The 21,668-nt window shown below is 68.3% G+C and carries 16 protein-coding genes; 7 read left to right on the top strand and 9 right to left on the bottom strand.

Annotation, left to right across the window (positions count from 1 at the left end; genetic code table 11):
* Positions 1-2: 2 nt before the first annotated feature.
* A complete protein-coding gene (locus ACVTJA_RS50775) occupies positions 3-950 on the bottom strand; it encodes a LysR family transcriptional regulator (RefSeq protein ID WP_465831934.1) in 948 nt (315 codons plus the stop codon).
* Positions 951-1,085: 135 nt separating this feature from the next.
* On the opposite strand from ACVTJA_RS50775, the gene ACVTJA_RS50770 reads away from it, so the two are divergent.
* Complete coding sequence (locus tag ACVTJA_RS50770) at positions 1,086-1,865, top strand: nuclear transport factor 2 family protein (RefSeq protein ID WP_465831932.1); 780 nt, start codon at positions 1,086-1,088, stop codon at positions 1,863-1,865.
* A 26-nt stretch (positions 1,866-1,891) separates the two neighbouring features.
* Here ACVTJA_RS50770 and ACVTJA_RS50765 read toward each other — a convergent pair whose 3' ends face one another.
* The 4 genes from ACVTJA_RS50765 to ACVTJA_RS50750 all read right to left on the bottom strand — a co-directional run bounded on the left by ACVTJA_RS50765 (position 1,892) and on the right by ACVTJA_RS50750 (position 10,550).
* Positions 1,892-2,371, bottom strand: a complete 480-nt coding sequence (locus tag ACVTJA_RS50765; protein WP_465831930.1) for a hypothetical protein — start codon at positions 2,369-2,371, stop codon at positions 1,892-1,894.
* A gap of 550 nt (positions 2,372-2,921) precedes the next feature.
* Positions 2,922-9,236 (bottom strand): RHS repeat-associated core domain-containing protein, encoded by a 6,315-nt coding sequence (locus ACVTJA_RS50760; RefSeq protein WP_465831928.1) that lies wholly within the window; start codon positions 9,234-9,236, stop codon positions 2,922-2,924.
* A 335-nt stretch (positions 9,237-9,571) separates the two neighbouring features.
* Positions 9,572-9,949 (bottom strand): hypothetical protein, encoded by a 378-nt coding sequence (locus tag ACVTJA_RS50755; RefSeq protein WP_465831927.1) that lies wholly within the window; start codon positions 9,947-9,949, stop codon positions 9,572-9,574.
* A 148-nt stretch (positions 9,950-10,097) separates the two neighbouring features.
* Complete coding sequence (locus ACVTJA_RS50750; RefSeq protein WP_465831925.1) at positions 10,098-10,550, bottom strand: SgcJ/EcaC family oxidoreductase; 453 nt, start codon at positions 10,548-10,550, stop codon at positions 10,098-10,100.
* A gap of 67 nt (positions 10,551-10,617) precedes the next feature.
* Between ACVTJA_RS50750 and ACVTJA_RS50745 the strand changes: the two genes are divergently transcribed.
* Positions 10,618-11,592 carry a LysR family transcriptional regulator gene (locus ACVTJA_RS50745; protein ID WP_465831924.1) on the top strand — a complete coding sequence of 325 codons (975 nt, stop codon included), beginning with the start codon at positions 10,618-10,620 and terminating at the stop codon, positions 11,590-11,592.
* On the opposite strand, the gene ACVTJA_RS50740 is transcribed toward ACVTJA_RS50745, so the two are convergent.
* On the bottom strand, positions 11,531-11,899 hold the full coding sequence (locus ACVTJA_RS50740) for a response regulator (protein WP_465831922.1): 369 nt from the start codon (positions 11,897-11,899) through the stop codon (positions 11,531-11,533). The two genes, ACVTJA_RS50745 and ACVTJA_RS50740, sit on opposite strands and share 62 nt — an antisense overlap.
* 55 nt (positions 11,900-11,954) lie before the next feature.
* Positions 11,955-14,354 (bottom strand): CapA family protein, encoded by a 2,400-nt coding sequence (locus tag ACVTJA_RS50735; protein ID WP_465831921.1) that lies wholly within the window; start codon positions 14,352-14,354, stop codon positions 11,955-11,957.
* A 150-nt stretch (positions 14,355-14,504) separates the two neighbouring features.
* Between ACVTJA_RS50735 and ACVTJA_RS50730 the strand changes: the two genes are divergently transcribed.
* On the top strand, positions 14,505-15,101 hold the full coding sequence (locus ACVTJA_RS50730) for a hypothetical protein (RefSeq protein WP_465831919.1): 597 nt from the start codon (positions 14,505-14,507) through the stop codon (positions 15,099-15,101).
* 73 nt (positions 15,102-15,174) lie between these two features.
* Positions 15,175-15,585 (top strand): ATP-dependent helicase HrpB, encoded by a 411-nt coding sequence (locus tag ACVTJA_RS50725; protein WP_465831918.1) that lies wholly within the window; start codon positions 15,175-15,177, stop codon positions 15,583-15,585.
* On the opposite strand, the gene ACVTJA_RS50720 is transcribed toward ACVTJA_RS50725, so the two are convergent.
* Positions 15,569-15,997: a ribosomal maturation YjgA family protein gene (locus ACVTJA_RS50720; RefSeq protein WP_465831916.1), complete on the bottom strand. Its 429-nt coding sequence runs from the start codon at positions 15,995-15,997 to the stop codon at positions 15,569-15,571. The two genes, ACVTJA_RS50725 and ACVTJA_RS50720, sit on opposite strands and share 17 nt — an antisense overlap.
* Before the next feature lie 199 nt (positions 15,998-16,196).
* On the opposite strand from ACVTJA_RS50720, the gene ACVTJA_RS50715 reads away from it, so the two are divergent.
* A complete protein-coding gene (locus ACVTJA_RS50715; RefSeq protein ID WP_465831915.1) occupies positions 16,197-17,288 on the top strand; it encodes a helix-turn-helix transcriptional regulator in 1,092 nt (363 codons plus the stop codon).
* Between the two features lie 12 nt (positions 17,289-17,300).
* On the opposite strand, the gene ACVTJA_RS50710 is transcribed toward ACVTJA_RS50715, so the two are convergent.
* The gene (locus ACVTJA_RS50710) at positions 17,301-17,615 is read right to left on the bottom strand and encodes a helix-turn-helix domain-containing protein (protein WP_465831913.1); all 315 of its coding nucleotides are present in this window, start codon (positions 17,613-17,615) and stop codon (positions 17,301-17,303) included.
* A 276-nt stretch (positions 17,616-17,891) separates the two neighbouring features.
* On the opposite strand from ACVTJA_RS50710, the gene ACVTJA_RS50705 reads away from it, so the two are divergent.
* Together ACVTJA_RS50705 and ACVTJA_RS50700 are read left to right on the top strand one after the other, a co-directional pair.
* Positions 17,892-19,391 carry a GDSL-type esterase/lipase family protein gene (locus ACVTJA_RS50705; protein WP_465831911.1) on the top strand — a complete coding sequence of 500 codons (1,500 nt, stop codon included), beginning with the start codon at positions 17,892-17,894 and terminating at the stop codon, positions 19,389-19,391.
* Positions 19,388-21,637, top strand: a complete 2,250-nt coding sequence (locus tag ACVTJA_RS50700; protein WP_465831910.1) for a serine hydrolase — start codon at positions 19,388-19,390, stop codon at positions 21,635-21,637. The genes ACVTJA_RS50705 and ACVTJA_RS50700 overlap by 4 nt, the downstream gene beginning before the upstream one ends.
* Positions 21,638-21,668 lie beyond the last annotated feature (31 nt).

Below are 21,668 nucleotides of genomic sequence, written 5' to 3'. Positions count from 1 at the left end.
TGTTATCTCCGTGGAGGACGAGCGCGCGGAGTGACCGGTTGGGAACGGCGTCGCGTCGTTGCCTGCGGGAGCCCGCTCGGCGCCCGCCCCGTCGCGGCGCCCTTCTCACGCAGGCGCGCGAGCAGCTCGGTGACGATGGGCCGCACGGGCGCGCGAGCGCGGAGCACCGCGTAGATGGAGTTGGCCAGCTCCGGCTTGCCCCAGCTCACGGCTCGCAGGCCGCTCCGGTGGCCGAGGCAGAAGTCGGGCACCACGGCGACACCCTCGTCGCGGGCCACCAGCTCCAACACCTCCTCCAGCTCCTCGAAGTGGGCCACGGAGTGCCAGCGCGGTTGCCTCCGTCCGAAGTGGTGCCCGAGCCACCGTCCCACGACGTAGTCGCCCTCGTCGTACGTCACCAGCGGCACGTCCTGGAAGTCGGTCTGCTCACGCAGCCGCCGCGCCCACGTAGGCCCCGCCGCGAGCACGAGTCGTTCCTCGTATACCGGCTCCAGCGTCAGGCGCGGATGCACCGTGGGCTGGTACGTGAAGCCCACGTCCACCTGGCCTTCGAGCACGCGCTGGAAGACCCCCTCGGCCGGCGGGTAGCGCAGCGTGAGTGCGCGCCGCAGCCTCGGGGACTCCATCATCACGGGGAACAGGACGTAGCGGCCGAAGCCCGAGACCGACACCACCTCCAGCGGCCGGTCCTCCTCCACGCCGGAGAGGACGGAGTGCACGTCACGCGCGAAGCCGCCGAGGAACCGGTAGAGCCGGTCCGCGAGCGCCGTGGGGAACAGCCGCGCCGAGCGCCGCTCGAAGAGGGGCGTCCCGATGGCCTCCTCCAGGCGCTGGAGCTGGTAGCTGACAGTGGGCTGCGTGCGGTGCAGGCGCCTCGCGGCCGTGGTGATGCTGCCCGTCTCATAGACCCTGATGAACGTGCCGAGGAAGGGGAGGTCCGGGAAGTCCATTGAGCATTCCTATGGGGCGGGCTCGAAACTATCGATTGGCGCGTGAGGCCCGGGGAGGCGCAGCTTTCTCCCATGTCGAGGCTCCTGACACACCTCTTTCTCGCAACAGTTTTCGCCTGCACCCATTTCCCGGCCATGCCCACTCCCGACCAACGACAGCACGCCACTCCCGAGGAGGCGGTGCAGGCGTACTTCCGCGCCTCGGACACCGGCTCCAGCCAGACGCTGCGCTCGGCCTTCCACCCCAGCGCGCTCATGCTCCAGGTGGAGCGGGACAGCGGCGCGCTGCGCACCGTGACGCAGCTGGAGTGGTGGCAGCGGCTGGACGCCAGCACGTCACCGGCTCAGCCCGCCACCGAGCGGCACCTGAAGGTGCTGGACCGTGAGGGCCCGTTCGCCATGGTGGAGGCCGTGTCCCGCTGGCCGAGCCACACCTTCGATGACCTGATGCTGCTGGTGGAGACGCCCGAGGGCTGGCGCATCGTCGGCAAGGCCTTCGAGCGAATCGATGCCGGAGCGCAGCTCGACACGGTGGCGAACGCGGAGGCGGACATCCGCGCGGTGCTGGCCGGGAAGATTGAAGCCCACGCGGCCTACAGCCCCGCGCTGCTGCACCAGACGCACACGCCCGGCTGCCCGTACTACCGCGTCCACGTGAGGGGCACTGCTTTCGATTGGGTGACGCTCTCCGAGGCGGCGGCGGGCTACGCCGACCACCAGGCGCGCGGTGAGACGGACCGCGAGAGCCCCTGGCGCATCCTCGCCGTCGAGGTGCGAGGGAACATCGCGGTCGCGAAGCTGGACGTGGTGTTCGAGGGCGTGCGCTACATCGACCACCTTCTGCTGGTGCGGGAGCGCGGCACCTGGCGCATCGCCGCCGCGGCCTGGGGAGACCCGAAGGCCGGGCGCCCCTGATGCCAGGGCGCGAAGCGGAAGGACGGTTACTTCGTCACCAGGGCATGGACCACGTCACTGAAGGTACGAAGCTGCTTGCGCTCGGCTCTGGACGACATCCATTCCAGCGTGCCCGGTACCACCCCGCACACCAGCGCGAACAGCCAGTAGATGGGCTCGCCGGTCCGCACCGCGGTGAGCCCGCATGCCAGCAGCAGGAGTGCTGCAATCGCAAGGGTGAGCCAGCGCGAAACGACAGGCGCGCACCAGATGCGAAGCATGGAGCCACCCTGGACGGGGGCAACCTCCCCCCTGAACGTCACGTGCAGATTCCTTCCAAGAGGATACGGGCGGGCACCGAAGCGCAGCTTGAATCCAAGCTCCGCGAGATGCCCGACGAAGATCTTCCCATTCCGCTCAAGCGGCCCGAACCATGAGCGGCCGAAGGGACCATCAAGCAGAGGCCCGTGCCATTCCTCGGTGATTCCGCTCAGCTTCGCGACGAGTTCGGAGGGGGCCATCGGCACGACTGTCTCGAGGCAGGGGCATCTCATTCTTCCCGTCCTCATGAAGAACCATGAGGCCCGCACCGGGATTGCCCGCCGCGCGTTTCAGGAGGGCAATCCCGGGGGCGGTACGTCTCCAGGCCTGGTCCTCTGACCGGGAGGAGGTTTACGCGCAGCCCGCTGCGTGTCGCCCAGGTATGAGGGTGCACAGCTCAAGTTTGCTTCGACAAGGCTACGTACTCTGAGCAGCGATCCAAGTACCGCATGATCGCTGCTCGATGGTCTCCCCTCGCATCCGCTAGATATTTCTCTTCCCACCCTCCTGGCGAAGGGAACTCCTTGCATACATCGCGCAGCCAGTCAATGAATCCAATGTATTGATCATCTTTTTGGCCACAACAAAACTGGTGGAAATGCACACCAACAACAAAGGCTCTGAATGCATGCACATCCACTCGCCCGAAAAAAAGCTCCGGCATTGACCCATTGCGAATCTGCTCGCGAATAAACACAAGCACATCAAGAGTCGGAACGAGCCGACCGCTCCACGCCGGAGGTGGCTGAATCGAGCTCATGGCATCACCGTATACTGAAGCGTTCCTAGATACTGCATTGCCACTTGGTATTCCGCCCAAACCATTCCCGCAGATCCAGTGTAGGCGTCGTAGATTCTCCCGGCGTTCATGACAGCAACGTGGAAATTGTTATTTGAAACCATTTGTTGTCCCCGCCAGCTCAAGTACTCCCCTCCACTGCTGAATATCTTTATAACCTGCGGATTCTGCCCGAACATCCTAAGGCCTTCCGCAATATTATTGGCCACGGCCTCGCAACGCCCCGCGACTTGATTTGCGGCGTTGAATGCGGACTGAAAAGCCGTCAACCATCTAGGCGCATCGGTGATCCCCCGCCACGCCATGTAGGCTCCGACTGCGCCGTCTATGTCTCCGGCCGCGAGTGCGACAAAAATTCTCGTCCGAACTGAGTCCGGAATATTCCCTGTAGAGTCCGTAACAGCAATTGGGTTGTTCAGTGCATAGGCATAGGCAGGGAGAGAATAGCCGTACCGCGCGCCAGCAAGAACAAGTGACGGGAACTGCAACATTGGCTCAGGCTGAAGGTATCGGCCGATGCTCGCGTCGTAGTACCGGTTCCAGTTCTCGAAGAGGTCCGTCTCGGCGTCGTAGTACTGACCGGGGAAGCGGAAGGGCACCCAGAACGGCGACGCACCCTGCTGGAACCGCCGGTACTCAGCCGCCTGCACGACCACGCCCCTGGCCGAGGCGCCATTCGAGCACGTGCAGCCTGTCACTGCTCCCGCATCACCACCGCACGCGGAGGCGGGGCAGGTGGCATTCGAGGTGAAGTGGACGGAGAGAGCTCCGGAAGCGGGCTCCACCCAGTTGCTTGTGAGCTTCCCGAGGCTCTGACCCGAGAAGGGGCTCGACAGCGTCCCACCCGTCACTCCGTCCTTGAGGACCACGGTGTCGGTTCCCGGCTCGGTCTCAATCAGGCTGAACAGGACGCGCTGCTGGAGGCGGAGCTGCGAGCTCCGCTTCGGCTGCTCGTAGCGAATCAGCTCGACATCCAGATTGTCGGCATAGGGGGTTGTCGTTCCCCCGACCCGGGTGACCCGGTTGACGTGGCCGAACGGGTCATACTCTCCCACGCCGGAGATGCGCTGCGAGTCATCCAGCACGAGCACCGGCTTGCCGGCGTGGTCCGTTACCAGGAAGTAGAGCCCGCAGGCCGCTTCGGCATTGGCCCTGGTGCATTCCGCAGAGTTGTCCGGGAGGCGCGCCCGGGTCGGAGAAAACTTTCCGCGGACCACAGCGATGGGCCTGCCGGCAAGCCAGATGTAGTCATCTTCGACGTAATAGGCCGCCGGTCCGATGACATCATTGGGGGCGCTGTCCGACAGCAGTTGATGGCCGAGGTCATAGAAATACTCCTCGCGAGTCCCCGTGGGATGGACCTTGAGGCGTCGCCGGCCAAACGCGTCGTAATAATAATTGTAATACGCGCCGTTGCTGTAATTGACAGCGTGAAACGTGCCCTCCAGAAGGCCATTCCCGCTGAAGTACTGAGGGTAGAGATGCAGATACATGCCAACCGGCCCGTTTCGCGCCGTTGATTTACGGTCGAAACGCCCGTCTGCATCGTAGAAATACCAATCCTGCGCCTCGACGCCCTGGCTCGAGCCCAGGGACTGGACACCCAGGGCGTCAGGGCCTCCATAGGGGGACTGCCAGTACGTGAAGGAATACGGGACGCCATCCGCCGAGGCGGAAACCCGGTTCCCTCGCCGGTCATACCCATAGGTCCTCGCGGCGTAGGCGCCACCGGACGACGAGAAGTTGCCAGCCGGCCGCGAGGCCCCCGTGAGTCTCAGCACCCTGTCGTACGAGTAGGTTTCCGTCTGGGCCTCTGCCGAGTCGAGCACGCAGGTGTCAATCCTGCTCACCTGGTCTGCCGCCCACGTATAGGTGCGGCTGAAGATGTCTCCGATGCCCGCTCCAGGGCTCAGGGCGCCAGACGACACCCGGAGCGCGCGCAACCGCCCCGTCAGGTCCGATGCGGTCGCCGAGGGAGGTGTGTCTCCGCAGGCCGCTGCCGGCGACGAGGGCGCAACGGATGCGTTGTCACCCTGCATGTACTCCGCCGCGCTCACCGTGCCCGAACCGGCGTGGTGCAGTTGGTAGCCGCGCAGTCCTCCAAACGGCTCCCAGAGGACCCCGCTGACGACCCTGCGCACCTGCCAGTTGGAGTCATTGTACTGAGAGACGTCGATGGCGGAGATTCTCTCGCTGGACGCCCCGGCTCCGTAGACGTAGGAGACGACACGTCCGTGCGGATAGGTGACCGAGATCAACCTTCCGCTGGAGTCATAGCCATATAGCGTGTCCGGGTTTGCGTCCACGCCCTGCCCGCAGGCAGTGGCGCCCGCGCGAACGCGCAGCTCCCGAGTCACATTGCCCAGATTGTCATACTGGTACCAGGTGCGTCCGAAGTTGTCCTGGCGGTAGCGCAGACGTCCCAGGCTGTTGAGCTGTGTCACGCAGCCGGCGGGAGGCGTCTCCTCATTGTCATACCCCAGCTTGAAGTGAACCGCCTTGTAGTCCTCGGGCCAGTAGACGGACGTCACGCTCCGCAGCCTGGACGTGATGTCGTATTCGTACGACAGGAATGCGCTCTGTCCGCGCATCGTCTCGGTCTGCTTCGCCCGCAGGTTGCCTCGAGCGTCATACGCGAACCGCACGGCGCCCCTGGCATTGGGCAGCAGCGTCTCGACGAGCCGGCCGAAGTCGTCATGGCGATAGGTGGCGGGAGCGGGGCACGAAGCTCCTGTCGCGTCCGCGCACCCCGCGCGCACGGACGTCGCGTTGCCGTGGGCATCGTAGTCGAAGAGGGTGTGTTGTTGGACCGAGTCCGACGGGGACTCCGACATCCGGATCATCCGGTTGACATTGTCATGGAAGAACGCGGTGCACGCCGGCGATATCGCGGTGCCGCTCGCGCAGAAGTCGGGCGGATTGTTGTAGGCGAGGCCCACGGCCATGGGATTGTTGCTTACGTCGAACGCCGCAGTGGATGCGAAGCCACCGGACGCCTCGCCCCATCGCGTGAAGGTGGGGCGCAGGTGGGCGTCTGGATGGTAGGTTACGACCCTGCGCGTCTCCTCCACGCCGCTGATGCGCGAGCGGAACCTCTCGGACTTCAGCGCGCCATTGGGCCAGTATTCGAGCACACGCATCTCGCTCCAATCCGCGCCATTCTCGTCCGAGGCGGTTGCCTCCCACTGCATGCTCGCTGTGGGCTGGCCGCCCGTGCAGCCCTGTCCGGCCGAGGTGCCCTGCCGATGGCAGCGCACCTCGTAGACGCCGGAGGGGCGGTGGGTGGCCCTCAGGTTTGCCCCGTCATACAGGAACGACGTAGTCAACCCGCCGCTGCTCATGCTCACGACGCGGCCGCCCACATACTGCACGGCCACCGTCTGCCCGCCGGGTGAGACGAGCTGGGTTGGATTGCCGCGTGCATCATAGTCATCGACGCGCGACTCCAGCGCCGGGTACCCCAAGCAGGCCGTGGGACCGCCATGCTGGGTGAAGCGGGAGACCTTCATGAGCCGGTTGGCGCGGTTGCTGTGCTCGACAGATGGGGGGCCGTAGTAGTGCTGCTGCACGATGGGGAAATCTGTTCCAGAGCAGTCGGTTGCTTCTGGACCGGAGACGACGCAAGGACCATGCATCTCCTTGACGAGCGTCAGCCCCGTGTCGGCTTCTCCCAGGCACCGGTGATGATTGAAGTAGAAGACGCCGACGTGCTGCAGGACCGGCTCGCTCCAGCTTCCCGACGTGGGTGTGAATTGATGTGTATATCCTGAACGGATGACCGACTTGAGGAAGCCCGTGGTCTCGTCGAACCGCTTCCGGGTGACGACGCTCGCGCCGGGTGAGTAGACGGAGGCAATCGAATCCACCGTCTCCTTGACCGGCTTCCAGGCGCTTGCCGCCGGAAGTGGCGCATCCGAATAGACATAGTGCGTCGTCGCGCCCGGGACGCCTCCATCTCCTTGGAAGTCCTCCCCGAAGCTTCTCGAGACGCTCGTCATCGGGCTCACGACCCCTGGAACAGACACGGTGCCCGCATCAGCAAACGTGGGCATGAAGGCGTTGTACCGCTCCGCCTTGTTCATGGTGCGGCGGACATAGAGGGAGCCGTCCTCGGGCTCTTCATAGCTGTACTGGACACTGCCTGCCGCGAAGCTGGCACACTTGTCGGGACCCGACAGGCAGGAGTCCGTATAGGCCTTCAGCAGGGTGTGCGGAGAGTAGGAACTCGTTCGGGTGGAGAACTGGCGCACGAACTGGAGGGTGCTTCCTGCCGTGTCGCCAACGGGCCCCGTCGTGCCCTCGATGCTGGGAGGCTCACAGGGAGTCCCCGCGTCGAGTCCCATGGGGGAGGGGCCACCACCACAAGTGCCGGACCCGGCGCTCACGACCATGGCGCTCGTGCCGCTTGCGGCAACCGTGCTGATTTTTCCGGCGCTGTAGGTGTGGGTCTCGATGACCTGCTGATTGGCGGAAACCCCCCAGGACGTGTCTGTCGCGCCAGAGGCCGTCGTGTCCGGATACGTGACGACATCCCCGGTCTCCGGGTACTCCACCTGCGCGAGGATTCCTCCCTGCTGGAGTTGGGGCAGGCTCGGGGTTTTATAGTATTGATATTGGGCGACCACCACCTCCGCCTGGCTCTGGGCGCCGTCGCTCGAGTGGGGGTTCGACCTGAGCGCCAGCCTGTCAATCACGCACTCGGTGGCGGGGGGCTGGCCCAGGGTCGGGATGCGCCGGTAGTGCAGGCTGAGTTTCGAGCCGTCCTCCGTAGTGATTTCCTTGAGATACGGAACACCATTGTCCAGGGTGCTCTGGCCCGGGCAGTTGAAGGCAGCGCCTGTATCCGTGGTGAGGGCCGGCGCCTCGTACTGCAGCGAGAGCCTGACGCGCGGTGTGGCGGACGTGCTGTCCTCCTCGACTCGCGTCAGGAAGTAGTACTTCACCTGACGGTACCAAGGGCCATCGAGAGACCAGCCGGACTGATACACATAGCGCCCGTCTCCCGGCTTGATGAGCACGAAGTGGCTCCCCGTCCAGAGGAGGCTCGCCGTGGACCACCGGGTGGACTCGCGCGGCACCGCGAAGCACGGAGTGGTGCTGATGGTGCCCGGTGTGCAGGCCGCGAATTCGAGGACGGAGCCCTCCGTGTCGCGCACCACCCAGGTGCTGACGCCCGAGACCCAGCCCTTGGGGTAGACCATGCTGTAGAGCCCGTGCCACCAGCGCAGCGAGCTCTTGCGGGTCGGGCTGGAGCCGAAGGGCTTGGCGACGAACGGCTCGGCGTTGTTGCCCAGCACGGATTGATAGGACCAGAAGTTGTCCGTGGAGACGTACTTGCGCACGAAGTTGAAGCCGCCGAGCGTCCCCTGGATGCCGACGTCCGCCGCGGAGTAGCGGGTCGTGAGGTCGCCGATGCTGACGCTGGGCTTCGAAACAGATGAAATGGCCGCTCCGGTCACCCGCGGGCTCTGTGGACTGCACGTATTCACTGTCTCTGGGGCTGGGGGCTCCGCTTCGGAGGCATCCGAGATGTCTCCTGTGGGGTCGCCTTCATGCCGGTCTCTTCCGGAGACCCCCACCGAAGAGCGGTGTTCGGAGGGGGGCAGCATGAGCGTGAGGCCCGGGTGACTCGAGATGTAGCATTTCGAAAATCCCAGTCCTGGAGTCTCGGACGTCATCTCCCGACAGTCCACCCGGTAGATAGACGCGCGCACTTCGCCCTCCTGCGGGGCGCCGAAGCCGCCCTGGGCCGCGCTGCACACGGGGCCCGCGGCGCAATAGCCGCCTCCCGCGGATTGCGCTCCCGTGGTGTGGTCAATCTGTGGCGCGATACCCGTGCACGTGTTGCCACATTCATTGCTGTCATCGCACGAACTCCCCGGAGTGCACTCGAAACGCAGCGAGTCCGTCTGGCCGCAATGCATCGCCGAGGAGACGTAGCCCTCGGCCGTGCAGGGCAGACTCGAGACGCAGCATTGGAAGTCCCCGCCGGGCTGGAAGGTGCCGGACGCGCCGAAGGCGGGGGCCTTCAGGCATGTGGAGGGGCTGACGCAAGAGGCCTGGGAGTCATTGGAGCCCAGGCAGTAACCGACCTTGAGGCCTTCGCCGCAGGCGCACGTCCAACGCAGCAGATTGCCGCTGGGGGTGCGCTCGCAGTAGTCGTAGGTGCTGTTGCCGGCACAGCCCTCGCTCACATTGCCGTCGGCATTCTCGTCGCAGGTGTTGCCGCAGGTCTCGACTTCGTCAGGGACCGCGGGCTGGCAGGGGCTCATGTCATCGCCATTGATGCACCGGGTGGTTCCGCCAACCCCACATGCGGAGCAGGGTTGGGGGTCGGGATCCGGCATGCACTCGGACCAGCCGCCGTTGCCACCCTCCACGTCACCGGTGCAGACCTGCTCTCCCGGGCAGCCTCCCTGGGTCGAGCAGGCTTTCCTACTGCCCACCTGACAACTGGGAGCCGCCAGGGAGGCCTGGATGGGCGCGAGCAGGAGAAGGGCCACGAGAATTCGGATTGAGATTGGCATGGGACGCAAAGGCGCCTTGAAGACTCAGCTGATGTTGGAGTGACGCGACATGGCCGCGTGAGCGATTCGGTTCCTGCTGGCTATCGCGTCGCGGCGGCGCTTCCCGACCAGTCCGCGGGAGGCACGCAGAGCTGCCCGTCTTCTCGTGCGAAGATTCGCGCGCACGTCCAGCTGGCGGGGCACTCGGCATCGGACGCGCAACGCTGGGAGCAGAAATGGCCCATGTCGGGCTCGGGCCGGATATGCAGACAGATGCCCGAGGTGCACTCGGAGCTTCCGCCGGTGGTGCAGCTCTCCCCGAGCTGCCGCGTCGCCTTCTCCATTTGCACGGGGCGGCGCTCGGTGAAGATCTCGTTCGCAGGACGGCTGTCCGTCGGGGTGTTTGCCTCACAGCCGGCCAGCAGTTGTGTCGAAAGCAGGCTCAAGGCAAGCCCTGTCGAGAGACGCCAGATGTTCACGCTGCCCTCTGTCCTTCTATGTTGAGCTGGAATTGACAGTCCATCAGAATGGCTGCCAGTAGGCGGTTTGTTGATTCCTTGTCAATATGCAAGTTCGTATCAACTGCAATAGACTTTATGGGCTTGTTTGGGTTCTGGTGATGAACACCTACTTCCGTCCCAGCATGAGCAGGATGCGGTGCAGCCCGAGCCCCCGCGTGGGCTGGATGCGCGTGTTGTGGAACGCGGTGAACTCCCACTCCCCATTCTTCTTCACCGCCACCAGCGTCTGCCGCGAGCGCCGCCCCTGCGGCAGCTTCTTCTGCCACCGGAGCTTCACGCCACCCGCCGCGTGCACGATGGCCATCTCCGGCGTCACGAAGCGCACCGACTCCACATCCCCCTCGATTCGGGAGCCACGCAGGAAGAACCCATCGAACAGCTCCTGGTGCAGCTCCGCGTTGGCGCGCCGGCCCTTGAGGTGCCGGCCGTCGAAGGCCACGTAGTCGCAGTCCTCCGAATAGAACGAGGCGTACTCGTACCCGTTGCCCCGGTTCCAGGCGTCGAACATCCGGTGGACCCGCTCCCTCAGCACCCGTTCATCTGTCGTCGTCGTGTTCATGCGCCTCAAGGTACGAGCGCCGACCCGTTGGCGACAGTGATGGTTCATGAGGTGTAGAATCACCGCCATGAATCTATCGGCGGTGGACCTGAACCTCTTCCTGGTGCTCCACGCGGTGCTGGAGACGGGCAGTGCCACGGATGCGGCGCGGCAGCTCCACGTCACGCAGTCGGCGGTGAGCAACGCGCTGGCGCGGCTGCGCGACGTGCTGGGGGACCCGCTGCTGGTGCGCAGCGGACGCGGGCTCGTGCCCACGCCCCGGTGCGAGGCGCTGCGGCCGCTCATCACCTCCGCGGTGGCCCAGCTCCAGGCGGCCGTGGATGGCCACCAGTTCAATCCCATGGAGAGCACGCGTCAGTTCTCCATCGCCCTCGGTGACAACCAGCACCTGCACGACCTGCCGCTCATCGTCGAGGCGTTCGCCCGGCGCATGCCCCAGGCGAAGCTGCGCCTGGTGAGCATCGACTACCTCGTCGCGAGCGACGGCCTCGCCACCGGTGACGTGGACGCCGCCATCGGGCCCGAGCAGGCGGGCGCGAGGGAGGGCTTCTTCACAGACCCCCTCTACCTGGAGCAGGTGGTGTTCATCGCCCGGAAGGACCATCCGCACATCCGAGGGACGGTGCTGACGAAGGAGGCCTTCAATGCGGCCCGGCACGTGGACCTGCACTTCGCCCACGGCCGGCCGGGCGTCGGCCACCGGCTCTTCGAGCAACTGATGAAGGAGCACGGCCTCACCCACAACATCGGGCTCACGGTGTCCACCTTCGTCGCCGCGGCCGTGGCCGTCAGCCGGACGGACTTCATCGTGGGGATGCCGGCGCGGACCGCGGAGTCCCTGTGCCGCATGCTGCCGGTGAAGCAGCTCGAGCTCCAGCTCACTCCGAAGCCGCCTCCGATGACCATGTCGCTGCTCTGGCACACGCGCACGCACGCGGACCCGGGCTCACGCGCATTCCGAGAGCTGGTCGCCGACGTGCTCAGGGATGGCAGTGTGCAGCAACGGCCGCCAGCAGCTCGTCCATCTCGAAGGGCTTCTTGATGATGGCCTTGATGCCCGGGAACATGCCCCGCCCGCTGGCCGTCACGAGGATGACGGGCAGCGCGGCCAGCTCGGGCACCTTCTGCAGGTGACTGACGAGCTCCTCGCCGTCCATCACCGGCATCATCAAATCCAGCAGGATGATGCACGGGCGCAGCGGCGGCTGACGGTTGAGCAGGTCCAGCGCCTCGCGGCCGTTGTCGGCCTGAACCACCTCGTACCCCTCGAAGGAGAGGATGTCCTGGACGGCCTCCCGGATGTCGGGGTCGTCGTCCACGACGAGGACGGGGGTCGAAGGTGGGCTCACGACGGCATTGTCGTGAGAACGCCGCGAATGGGAAGAGGGAATACCGACGAGTGTCTCAAGGCACTCGGTGCTTCCGGAAGATGACATGCAGGGTGTAGACACCGGCGGTTGTCTCCACCCGGACGAAGTCTCGGGGCTGCGGCGTCTCCAGGCGCAGGGTTCCGTCCTCGCCGTCGCGCTCCCACGCCACCACCGCCAGGTCGTCCACCGCGAGCACGCCTGCTCCCTTGCCTGGGGGCGAGGCATGGAGCGCGAGCTGGAGCGCCCAGGGCGCGTTGTAGAGGTCCGGCCGAGGCGGCGAGCTCGGGAAGCGCAGGTCCGTGCTGACCTGTGTCCACTCGAAGGTGCCTCCCGGATGGCGCAGGGCGTCCTGTTCGCCGAACACGTTGTAGAACTGGATGGGTTGGTACTGGACGACGACGCGGAACGCGCCCGCGCCGCTCCCCTTGAGCCAGCCCACCAGCGTGAGGTCCTGGCGCGGGCGGCCCTCCGCGAAGCCCGGCAGGCGCAGGCGGTTGTGCAGGTCCACCACCGCGTCCCGCCTGTCGCTCGCGCCGCGCGGCTGGCAGAGCGCCGCGGCCCCCCGGTGCGGCCCGTCCTGGCACACGAAGCCCGCGCCGCCGTCCAACTCCCAGCGCGCCGCCTCGTTGGCGTCGGCGTCCACGTCGTGGTCCTCGAAGTCACCGTGCAGCAGCACGTCCCGCCCCGCGCGCAGCCGCTTCGGCTGGACGCGCTGGCCGTTGGCGCCGAGCAGCTCCGCGACGGCCAGGGACTCGCCCTCTTGGCGGAAGGGGCGCAGGTCCACCGTCGCCGTGCCGCTCGCGTCCACCGTCACCGGCACGTCCACCGTGCGCTCGGCGACTGCGGCGGACTGGCCTTCCGGCAACAGCTCTCCGAAGGAGGGCTGCGGCACCAGCGTGACGCCGCCCTCGCGCGACAGCTCGGAGAGGTTGCGCAGGGAGAGCTCCGCCAGTTCTCCAGAGATGGGGCGCGGGCGGTAGTCCTCGATGTAGACGGGCAGGGCGCGCGCGCGGGACACGGTGGCGCCGTGCAGCTCCACCTCCGTCATCAGGCCCACCATGGTTTCGAGGCGGTCCTGGTCGAAGGCGAGGTTGCCCAGCGACTGCGCCACCAGCACGCCGCGGTAGCGCAGGAAGCCCTGGGGGATGTGCGGGTGGTGGGCGATGACGAGCGCCGCGCCCTGGTCCACCGCGGTGCGCATCTGCTGCGCCGTGAAGCCCGCGGGCCGCTCGCTGTACTCGACACCCGTGTGGAGGATGGCGATGGGCACGCGCCCCGCGTCCTTCTCCGCGCCGAGGGTGGCCGCCATGCGCGCGGTGTCCCGCAGGTCCGCCGCGCCGCCCTGCGTGGGGCCGGCGACGTAGGGGTGGTCCTCGCCCTCGCCGCTGATGGAGCACATGGAGACGAAGCTGTACGGCGTGCTCGCGAGCTCCGTGCGCCACGGCGTGAAGGCCTCGTCCGGCGTGCGTCCCGCGCCGCTGGCGTGGAGGCCCACGGAGGAGACGTGGCGCAGCGTGTCCTGCAGGCCTGCGTCCAGGTAGTCGTAGACGTGGTTGTTGCCCAGGCTCACGTAGTCCACGCCCAGCCACGGCAGCGCGTGCAGTGAGCCGGGCAGGGTGAAGAAGGCGTAGTCCTTCGAGCCGTGCGGCGTCTTCGGCGAGTCCGTCACCGGCGTCTCCAGATTCACGACGCGGAACTCGGCCGCCTGGAAATAGGGACGGACGTGGGTGAAGACCTCCTTCGTGCCGGGCAGCGGGTCCGAGACCTGGATGAGGGCGTCGGAGTGGTCCTCGGGGAGGCGGTCCCTGGGCGTCTGGTCCGTCGGGTCGAGGAAGCGCCGCCCCAGCGACACGTCGCCGCCGAAGAGCATCCGCACGCCTCCGTCCCTCGGCGTCAGCCGCAGCGGGGGCAGGCTCACGAGCTTCTCGGAGAGGCCTCGCCGCAACTCCACCGCGACGAGGGACGGACGGAAGCCCTCCGCCTCGACGGAGAGGAGCGCGTTGTGCCGCGCGAGCACGGGGAAGCGGAAGCGCCCGTCCGCGCCGGTCTGCCGTGTTTCATTTCCCAGCGTCACCGCCGCGCCCGCGACAGGTGCGCCCGAGGTGGAGAGCACGGCGCCCTCCAGCGCAATCGCGGTGCAGGCGTAGTCATGGCGCGCCTTGCGCTCGGCCTCGGGTACCGGGACGGTGTCGCCGGAGGGCTCGGGCGCGCACGTCGTCAGCGCGGGTGTCTCCTCGGGCGGCGTGTCCGGAGTGGGGTCCGGCGTCGGCTCGGGTGAGGGATTGGGCTCGGGCGCGGGAGAAGGCGGTGCGCCCGCGTCGGGCTCCTCGACGGTGGGCGCCTGGTCCTCCGGTTCCTGCCGCGATTTCGGCTCGCTCGAGCAGGCAACCAGGCACAGCGCCAGACCTCCGGCGGGCAGCCACCGATGCCACATCTCCGTCCCCCTCCCTCGCGCACCTGTCCGCATTCGAGGGTGGAAGCGGTGGCAGGCAGTCGCCAGGAATGTTCAGTGCTCGGAGGTTGGCCGGCTGCTCTCCCGTCGTCCTCCAGGGGGCGGGCGGCACGCGTCGAATAGAGTGGCGGAATGAACGCTCGCCTGCTGCTCCTCGTCGCGCTGCTTCCCTTCGGTGCCTCGGCCCAGGAACGGGAGCCGAAGCCCCGGATGTACGAAATCATCATCATCGGGGGCGGGAAGACGGAGGCGCAGGCGCAGGCCGCATTCGACGCGCTGAAGGCGAAGGTCCTCTGGGTGCGACTGGCTTCCGGCGGTTATCTCGGGGTGCACAAGTCGGATGACTTCCCGGGTCTCAACAAGGGGCTGCACATCGCGGTGCTCGGGCTGTGTGACGCGGGGAAGGGCTCGGACAACAGCGGTCTGCTCAAGGCGGTGAAGGCGCTGGCGCCGGGGACGTACTCCAAGCGCATCAAGGGCCAGTACGGCGACCCGTGCCCACCGAGTGGCGCGTTCACTCCGCCGGACGCGGAGGAGAAGGCGCTGCTCGAGCGCATCGAGAAGGAGCCGAAGTCGGCGGATGCGTTCTACGCCTATGGCCTGTACCTCAAGGATGCAGCGCGGCTGGCGGAGGCAAGCGTCATGGCGGACCATGCGCTGGAGTTGGACCCGAATCACGCGGACGCGAAGAGCCTGGCGCAGATGCTCATGGTGCTGCTGACGGACTGAGCGGCGCGGAGGGTGTCAGGGGCTGCGGGGATACTGCTGCTTCCGGAACGCATGTTCCTGAAGGAGGCAGCCCATGACGAGCCCGATGACGGGTGTTCCCCCCGCGCAGCCCCTGCCCGCGCAGCAGCAGCAGGTCGCGGCCGTGGAGAAGCAGGGTGAGTCGCGGTTCGACGGCGTGCTCGCGGACAAGGCGCGCGTCACCGGCACGCCGGCCGCGCAGCCCGTGCACGTGGTGGAGGAGGTGGCCCCTACGGAGCGGCCCACGCTCAACGCCGTCACGAATGTGGTGCGCGCGCTGGAGCAGGGGCAGCGCGATTTGGACCGCATCATCCAGGAGGCCAGCTCCGGCAAGCCGTTCTCCAACGCGGAGTTGCTGTCGCTCCAGGCGTCCATGTACCGCTACACGCAGGAGCTGGACCTGGTGAGTCGGGTGGTGGAGAAGGCGACCACCGGCCTGAAGGACGTGGTCAAGACGCAGGTGTAGCCGCGCGAAGGCGCAGGGCGGCGCTCAGCCCGAGCCCCGCCAGCACGCCGACCGTGTAGCAGACGAGGTCGCTCCACAGGAATCCCGCGCCCAGCACCAACCGGCCCGGTAGCGTCCTGCGCACCGCGTTCAGCCAGGGAGCTTGATAGAGCTGGCTGAGCTCCACCGCGAAGGAGAAGGCCAGGGCCACGGCCGCCACGTGGAGCACGGGTCGCGTGGGCGCGAGGAAGCGCAGCAGCAGGAACACCAGCAGCGCCCACAGCGTGTCCCCCGCGTACTCGGCGAAGAACGGTGGCCACGGCACCGACTTCGAGCGCGAGGCCAATCCCAGCACCAGCACGAGCAGCGCCAGCACCAGCGCGGTGACGCGCACCCGGAGCGGCGAGGGGGCTGGAGTGGAATGAAGGTTCATTCCGCTCAGGTCTACACGGCGGTGGGGGCGGAGTGGAATGACGGTTCATTCCAGCCCGTGGGCCGGGCCGGGGCGGGCGGAATGACGGTTCCTTCCGCTTCGGTGTGCCTGGGCGGGGCCGGCGGGAGCGCGCATGACGGCCCGTTGCAGGTGACAGGGTGTTACTCTACCCACCCATTCCACCCCGGAGGTGCCACGCATGGGAGGCCCGTCCCTGCAGCTCGACAGTCATGAGCAGGGGCTCGTGCTGGAGCTGGTGGAGACCCTGGGCAGCTCGCTGAACCTCGCGGAGGTGCTGGACGGGGCGTACGGGCTGCTCGCGCGGCTGCTGCCGACGGACTGCGCGGCCATGTGCGTCTCCCAGCCCGAGCTGCCCGGCGGCTACGACTGGGTGGTGACGCGGATGCCGGAGGCCTTCGTCACCCATTATGCCGAGCTGTCCGCCGTGGACTTCGTGCGCGACGCCGTCGTCCACCGGCCCAACGTCGTGCTGCGAGACTCGGAGATGGTGGCGCCCCGCGCGCTGGAGCGCACCGCCCTGTACCAGCGCTGCCACGGCATCGGCTTCCCCATGCGGCACGTCATGTCCGTGCTGCTCGACGTGCGAGGCGACTGGCACGGCGGCCTCACGCTGTACCGCGAGCGACAGCGGCCCTTCTCGGACCGGGACCGCGCCCTCCTTCAGCGGCTGACGCCGATGCTCGTGAACACGGTGCGCAACTGCCGGCTGCTGGGCCAGGAGTCGCGCCGGGCCACGCTGCTGGACACGCTCTCGCACCAACAGGGCACCGAGTGCATCGTGCTGTCATCCTCCGGCCGCGAGGTGATGCGCACCACGCACGCCACCGCGTTGCTGGAGCAATGGTTCTCCCCGCTGGAGCGCGGGCCCGGCGGACTCCCGCTGGCCCTGCTCGCGCCGCTGGCCCGGCTGGCCCACGCGAGGGGCCTGGAGACGCCACCCCCGGACGCCTGGGTGCGCGAGGGCGCGGTGCGCGACCTGCGCGTCACCTACGTACCGTTGCCACCGGATGGCATGGGCCGGCGCGAGTGGGCGCTGCTCCTGCGCGAGACGCCGCACGGCACACCACTGCCCCAGGCGTGGCGCGAGCGGCTCACGGCGCGCGAGGCGGAGGTGGTGGCGGGCGTGCTGCGCGGCTGGGACAACCAGCTCATCGCGGAGGACCTGAAGTGCTCGCTGGGCACGGTGAAGAAACACCTCCAGCGCGTCTTCGACAAGCTGGGCGTGTCCAGCCGCGCCACGCTCCTGCACCATGCGGCGCGGACGCGGTGAGCCGTCAGGGCGTCAGTGCTCCTCGAACAGGGCCTGGATGACGCGCCAGGCGCGCTGCACCTCCCGGCCCGAGCGGTGGGAGAGGAAGTCGCAAATCTCCGCCACGGCATCGGTGCGCTCGCGCTCGAAGCCCTGGAAGAGCGTCTTCAGCGACACGTCCAGGCCCACCGAGAGCTTGCCCAGCGTGTCGAGTGAGGGCGAGAACGAGCCGCGCTCGATGCGACGGATGGCGTCGACGGAGAGGTCACTGCGCTCGGCCAGGTTCTCCTGCGTGAGCTCGCGCGAGTTCCTCAGCTTGCGTACGTGGTCGCCGAACCGCCGATGCAACCGCGTCCAGTTCGCTACCCTGTTCTTTGGTTTCTCCATAAGCAGCGGCGGATAATTTGGGGCAGGCGTCCCCCAAGTGAAGTGAGGATGTTCGAGGTTTGACCTTGCAGGTTTGCAGGGCTCGTTCTCGTGGGTTGGGCTGTCCGAGAGGCGTCGGAGCGCCGCTTCCGCCGAGCGGCGCGCGCGATGGGAGCGGAACGTTCCAGCGGGCAGGGGAGCACCGGGCCCGGCCGGGAACATGCGTGGGCGGGGGCTTTCGTCTACGCTCCCCGGCGCATGACGCATTCGGAAGTCCGGTGGAGGCGGGCGTGGCTCCCCGTCCTGGCCGGTGGCCTGCTGGCTGCCTGTGAAATCGGGTCGGAGCCGCGACGCCTCACGCCCACATCCATCCTGCCGGCCGCGCCCGAGTCGGCGCCCACCACCGTGCGCGGCGCCACGGTCGCACCGGCCGGCGCGACCGTGCACGACGCCGCACCCGCCCGGGTGATGCCTGCTCGCCCGCCCCGCACGCAGGCGCTCCAGGAGCTGGCGGAGAAGCTCGGTGCCCCGGGTGCCCAGGTGGATGACCCGTGCACGGTGCCGGAAGGAAGCGGCTGCGCGCGCACGGCGCTCGGGCCCTTCTTCGACGCCCTGGATGCGCTGGCCGTGGGCCGCGCCTCGGGCCCCACCGTCATCGAGGCCTTCGGCAACTCGCTGATCGCCGGAGACCGCATCGTCGACATCCTTCGCGACGACCTCGGCATGGCCTTCGGGAGCTCCGGCCGCGGCCTGCTGCTGGTGGACCGCATGGCGCCCTACGGAGGCCGGAGCCGCTCCAGCCACAGCGCCAGCGGTTGGCAGCCGCGCACGCTGGGAGAGCTGCGCGCTCCGCCACTGCCCTTCGGCATCACCGGCGTGTACCACGTGGCCACCGCCGCGAAGGCGCGAGGCCGCTTCCGATTGGACGGCGAGTCCCGGGGCACGCTCTGGTGGCTGGACGTGCCGAAGGGCGGCGCGCTCACCGTGTCCAGCGGCGGGCAGGTGCTCGCGAAGACGGAGCCCACCGGCGACGGCGCCGCGCACGCCACCCACTTCGAGCTGCCCACCGGTGCCACATCGTTCGACGTGGTGGCCGAGGCGAAGGGCGCGGTGGTGCAGGGCGTGGTGCTCCAGCACGCGCGCCCGGGCATCATCCTGGACATGCTCGGCGTGCCCTCCGCGGACGCGGGGCTCTATGCGCGCGTGGACGACGCCATGCTCCGCGCGCAGCTCGCCGAGCGCGAGCCGAAGCTGATGCTCTTCTTCCTCGGCGGTAACGAGTCCAAGCGGCTCGAGTGGAAGCGCATGGACCTCGCGAAGCTGCGCACGGACCTCCAGACGCTGCTGCGTCGCGCCCGCGCGGCGGCCCCGTCCAGCGCCTGCATGGTGGTGGGGCCCATGGACGCGGTGAGCGACACGCACGGCAAGGCGCAGACCTTCAAGCAGCGCCCCTTCCTCCAGGCCGTCGTGAGCGCCGAGCGCGAAATCGCCATGGCCGAGGGCTGCGCCTTCTTCGACACGTACACCGCCATGGGCGGCGCGGGCTCGCTGGCGCGCTTCTACAAGGCGGGCTTCATGCACGATGACCTCGTGCACCCGCGTGGCCGGGGACTGGACTTGCTCGGCCACCTCGTCACGGACGCGCTGCTGCGCGCCTGGGTGGAGACTCCGCCCGGCGCCGGCCGCGTGGCCGCCCTGTCGCCCGGGACGGGCACTCAGACTCCCCAGCCCGCTCCCACCGCGGAGGCCGCGCCATGAGCGCCTCATCCTTGAAGTCGCTGGTCGCCGCCGTCCTGGTGCTCGTCGGGCCCATCACCGCGTGGGCGGCGCCGCGCAACGCACCGGTGTGCGAGCCCGTCGGCGCTGGTGGCTCGGAGGAGGGCCAGGCGCCAGGGACTCCTCGCGAGTTCCCTGCCGAGGCCCAGTGCGCGCTGGACGCCATCGTCCGCGCGGAGCTGTCACAGGGCCCCGTGGCGAGCATGGCCGTGGGTGTCACGCGGGGCGACCAGCGCTGGGTGTGTGTCTATGGCCAGCGAGACATCGCCCGCCGCCTGCCCGCGACGCCGCGCACCACGTACCGCATGGCGTCCATCACCAAGTCCTTCACCGCGGTGGCGGTGATGCAGTTGGTGGAGCAGGGGAAGCTGAGCCTGGACGCGGACATCAGCACGCTGGTGCCGTCCTACCCTCGCAAGCAGTGGCCCGTCACCGTGCATGACCTGCTGGGCCACCTGAGCGGCGTGCCCACGTATGACGGCACCTCGTCGAGCAACAACGTGAAGGCGGTGAGCACGCAGGAGGCCATCGCCATGTTCGCGGACAAGCCGCTCGCCTTCGAGCCGCGCACCCGCTACCTGTACAGCACGTGGGGCTTCAACCTGCTCGGCGCGGCGGTGGAGACGGCGTCCGGCCAGTCCTACCGCGACTACCTGCGCGAGCACGTCTTCAAGCCCGCCGGCATGGAGCACGCCGACCTGGACATCACCGCCACGCGCGACGAGCACCAGGCCGTGGGCTACCGCGTGGTGGGCGGCGCGCTGAAGCCCTCGCGCTTCCTGGACGTGTCCAGCCGCTTCGGCGGCGGCGGAACGCGCGCCACGGTGGGGGACATGCTCGGCTTCGGCCGCGCGGTGCTGGCGAACACGCTGGTGTCCCGCGAGACGATGGGCAGCATGCAGGCGTCCATGGTCACCACGGACGGGCGCCTCACCGACTACGGCATGGGCTTCGCCACGTACCCGCTGCGCGGCCACTACCTCGTGGCGCACGCGGGCGGGCAGCCGGAGACGACGACGCTGCTGGTGATGTTCCCCGCCGAGGACACGGTGATTGCCCTGGCCACCAACATCGAGGGCGAGGCGAAGCGGCTGCGGCGCCTGTCCATCCGGGTGATGGAGCAGGTGCTGGAGGACGGCGTCACCCGGCGCGACGCGCACCTGGCGGACGCGGTGGACGCGGTGGTGTACGAGGGCCTGGGCCGCATCGCCAGCTACGGGCTCGCGTACCACCTGTGGGCCACGCACGGGCCGGGCTCGCTGCCGCCGGACGAAGATGTGCCCGGCGCCTTCGCGCGCGTCTCCGATTTGCTGGACCGCAAGGAGATTGCGAAGGACCCGCGCGCCGCGCTGGAGCGCATCAAGGGGGCGCATGACCCGCGCCTGGGCTCCGTCTTCATCCGCGTGGGCGCGCAGATGGCGCGCACGCTGGAGAAGGCCCACGGCGCCGAGCGGCTGCGCACCTACCCCGCCGAGGGACCGCTGTCGTTCTTCTCGGACTACCTGGCCGCGTGCGACGCGCAGGACCTGCCGGACACGGAGCGCTTCGGCGGGCCGCTGCGGGAGGATTTGCTGCGCTTCGTCGCGAGCTGGAAGCGCGCCGAGGTGCCGGCGCTGCGCCGCGAGCGGCTGGACGAGATGAAGAGCCCGGAGCGTCATTGGGCCGCGATGCGCGAGGCCGCGGCGCGGGCTCCGGAGCTGCGGCCGGACTACGCGGATGAGCTGCTGCGCATCGCCGATGGGTATGCGCTGCGAAAGAAGTCCGCCGAGCGGCTGCGCTGGCTGGAGTTCGCGGTGGAGCTGCAGCCGCGCAGCGTGGACGCGCGGGTGGCGCTGGCCCAGGCGCTGCTGGCGGCGAAGCGGGACGACGAAGCGCTCCCGCACCTGCGCGAGGCCCTGGCCACGCCGCAGGGCGCGCTGACGCTGGCTCCCGGTGGGCTGCTCAAGCGCGTGGGCGAGGCGGAGTCTCCGCAGGTGGGCCTGGGGCTGCTGCGCGCGGGGGTGTCGCTGCACCCGGACTCGCCCGAGTTGTGGGAGGCGCTGGCGAAGCGCGAGGGCGCACAGGGGCACAAGGCCGAGGCGAAGGCCGCGGCGCGCCAGGCCCGGCGGGCCCGTGAGCTGGCGCCTGCTCCGTCCCAGTCCGCGAGCCGCGCGGGCGTGGAGCGGGGCGGGGGCGGCCCGGTGCCGGACGACCATGGGCTCGTGCGTCCCCGGCAGCAGACGCCCTGAGACCCCATGGCGCGCGGGCGCCGCCGTGCGA

This window comes from Pyxidicoccus sp. M6 (genome assembly GCF_055568925.1).
The sequence above is the reverse complement of the archived record's forward strand: the minus strand, read 5'-3'. Positions and strand labels throughout refer to the sequence as shown.

Coding starts and splice junctions, on each gene's coding strand:
- ACVTJA_RS50775 (WP_465831934.1), bottom strand. CDS start 950: ATGGACTTCCCGGACCTCCCCTTCCTCGGCACGTTCATCAGGGTCTAT.
- ACVTJA_RS50770 (WP_465831932.1), top strand. CDS start 1,086: ATGCCCACTCCCGACCAACGACAGCACGCCACTCCCGAGGAGGCGGTG.
- ACVTJA_RS50760 (WP_465831928.1), bottom strand. CDS start 9,236: ATGAGCCCCTGCCAGCCCGCGGTCCCTGACGAAGTCGAGACCTGCGGC.
- ACVTJA_RS50750 (WP_465831925.1), bottom strand. CDS start 10,550: ATGAACACGACGACGACAGATGAACGGGTGCTGAGGGAGCGGGTCCAC.
- ACVTJA_RS50745 (WP_465831924.1), top strand. CDS start 10,618: ATGAATCTATCGGCGGTGGACCTGAACCTCTTCCTGGTGCTCCACGCG.
- ACVTJA_RS50735 (WP_465831921.1), bottom strand. CDS start 14,354: ATGTGGCATCGGTGGCTGCCCGCCGGAGGTCTGGCGCTGTGCCTGGTT.
- ACVTJA_RS50730 (WP_465831919.1), top strand. CDS start 14,505: ATGAACGCTCGCCTGCTGCTCCTCGTCGCGCTGCTTCCCTTCGGTGCC.
- ACVTJA_RS50725 (WP_465831918.1), top strand. CDS start 15,175: ATGACGAGCCCGATGACGGGTGTTCCCCCCGCGCAGCCCCTGCCCGCG.
- ACVTJA_RS50720 (WP_465831916.1), bottom strand. CDS start 15,997: ATGAACCTTCATTCCACTCCAGCCCCCTCGCCGCTCCGGGTGCGCGTC.
- ACVTJA_RS50715 (WP_465831915.1), top strand. CDS start 16,197: ATGGGAGGCCCGTCCCTGCAGCTCGACAGTCATGAGCAGGGGCTCGTG.
- ACVTJA_RS50705 (WP_465831911.1), top strand. CDS start 17,892: ATGACGCATTCGGAAGTCCGGTGGAGGCGGGCGTGGCTCCCCGTCCTG.
- ACVTJA_RS50700 (WP_465831910.1), top strand. CDS start 19,388: ATGAGCGCCTCATCCTTGAAGTCGCTGGTCGCCGCCGTCCTGGTGCTC.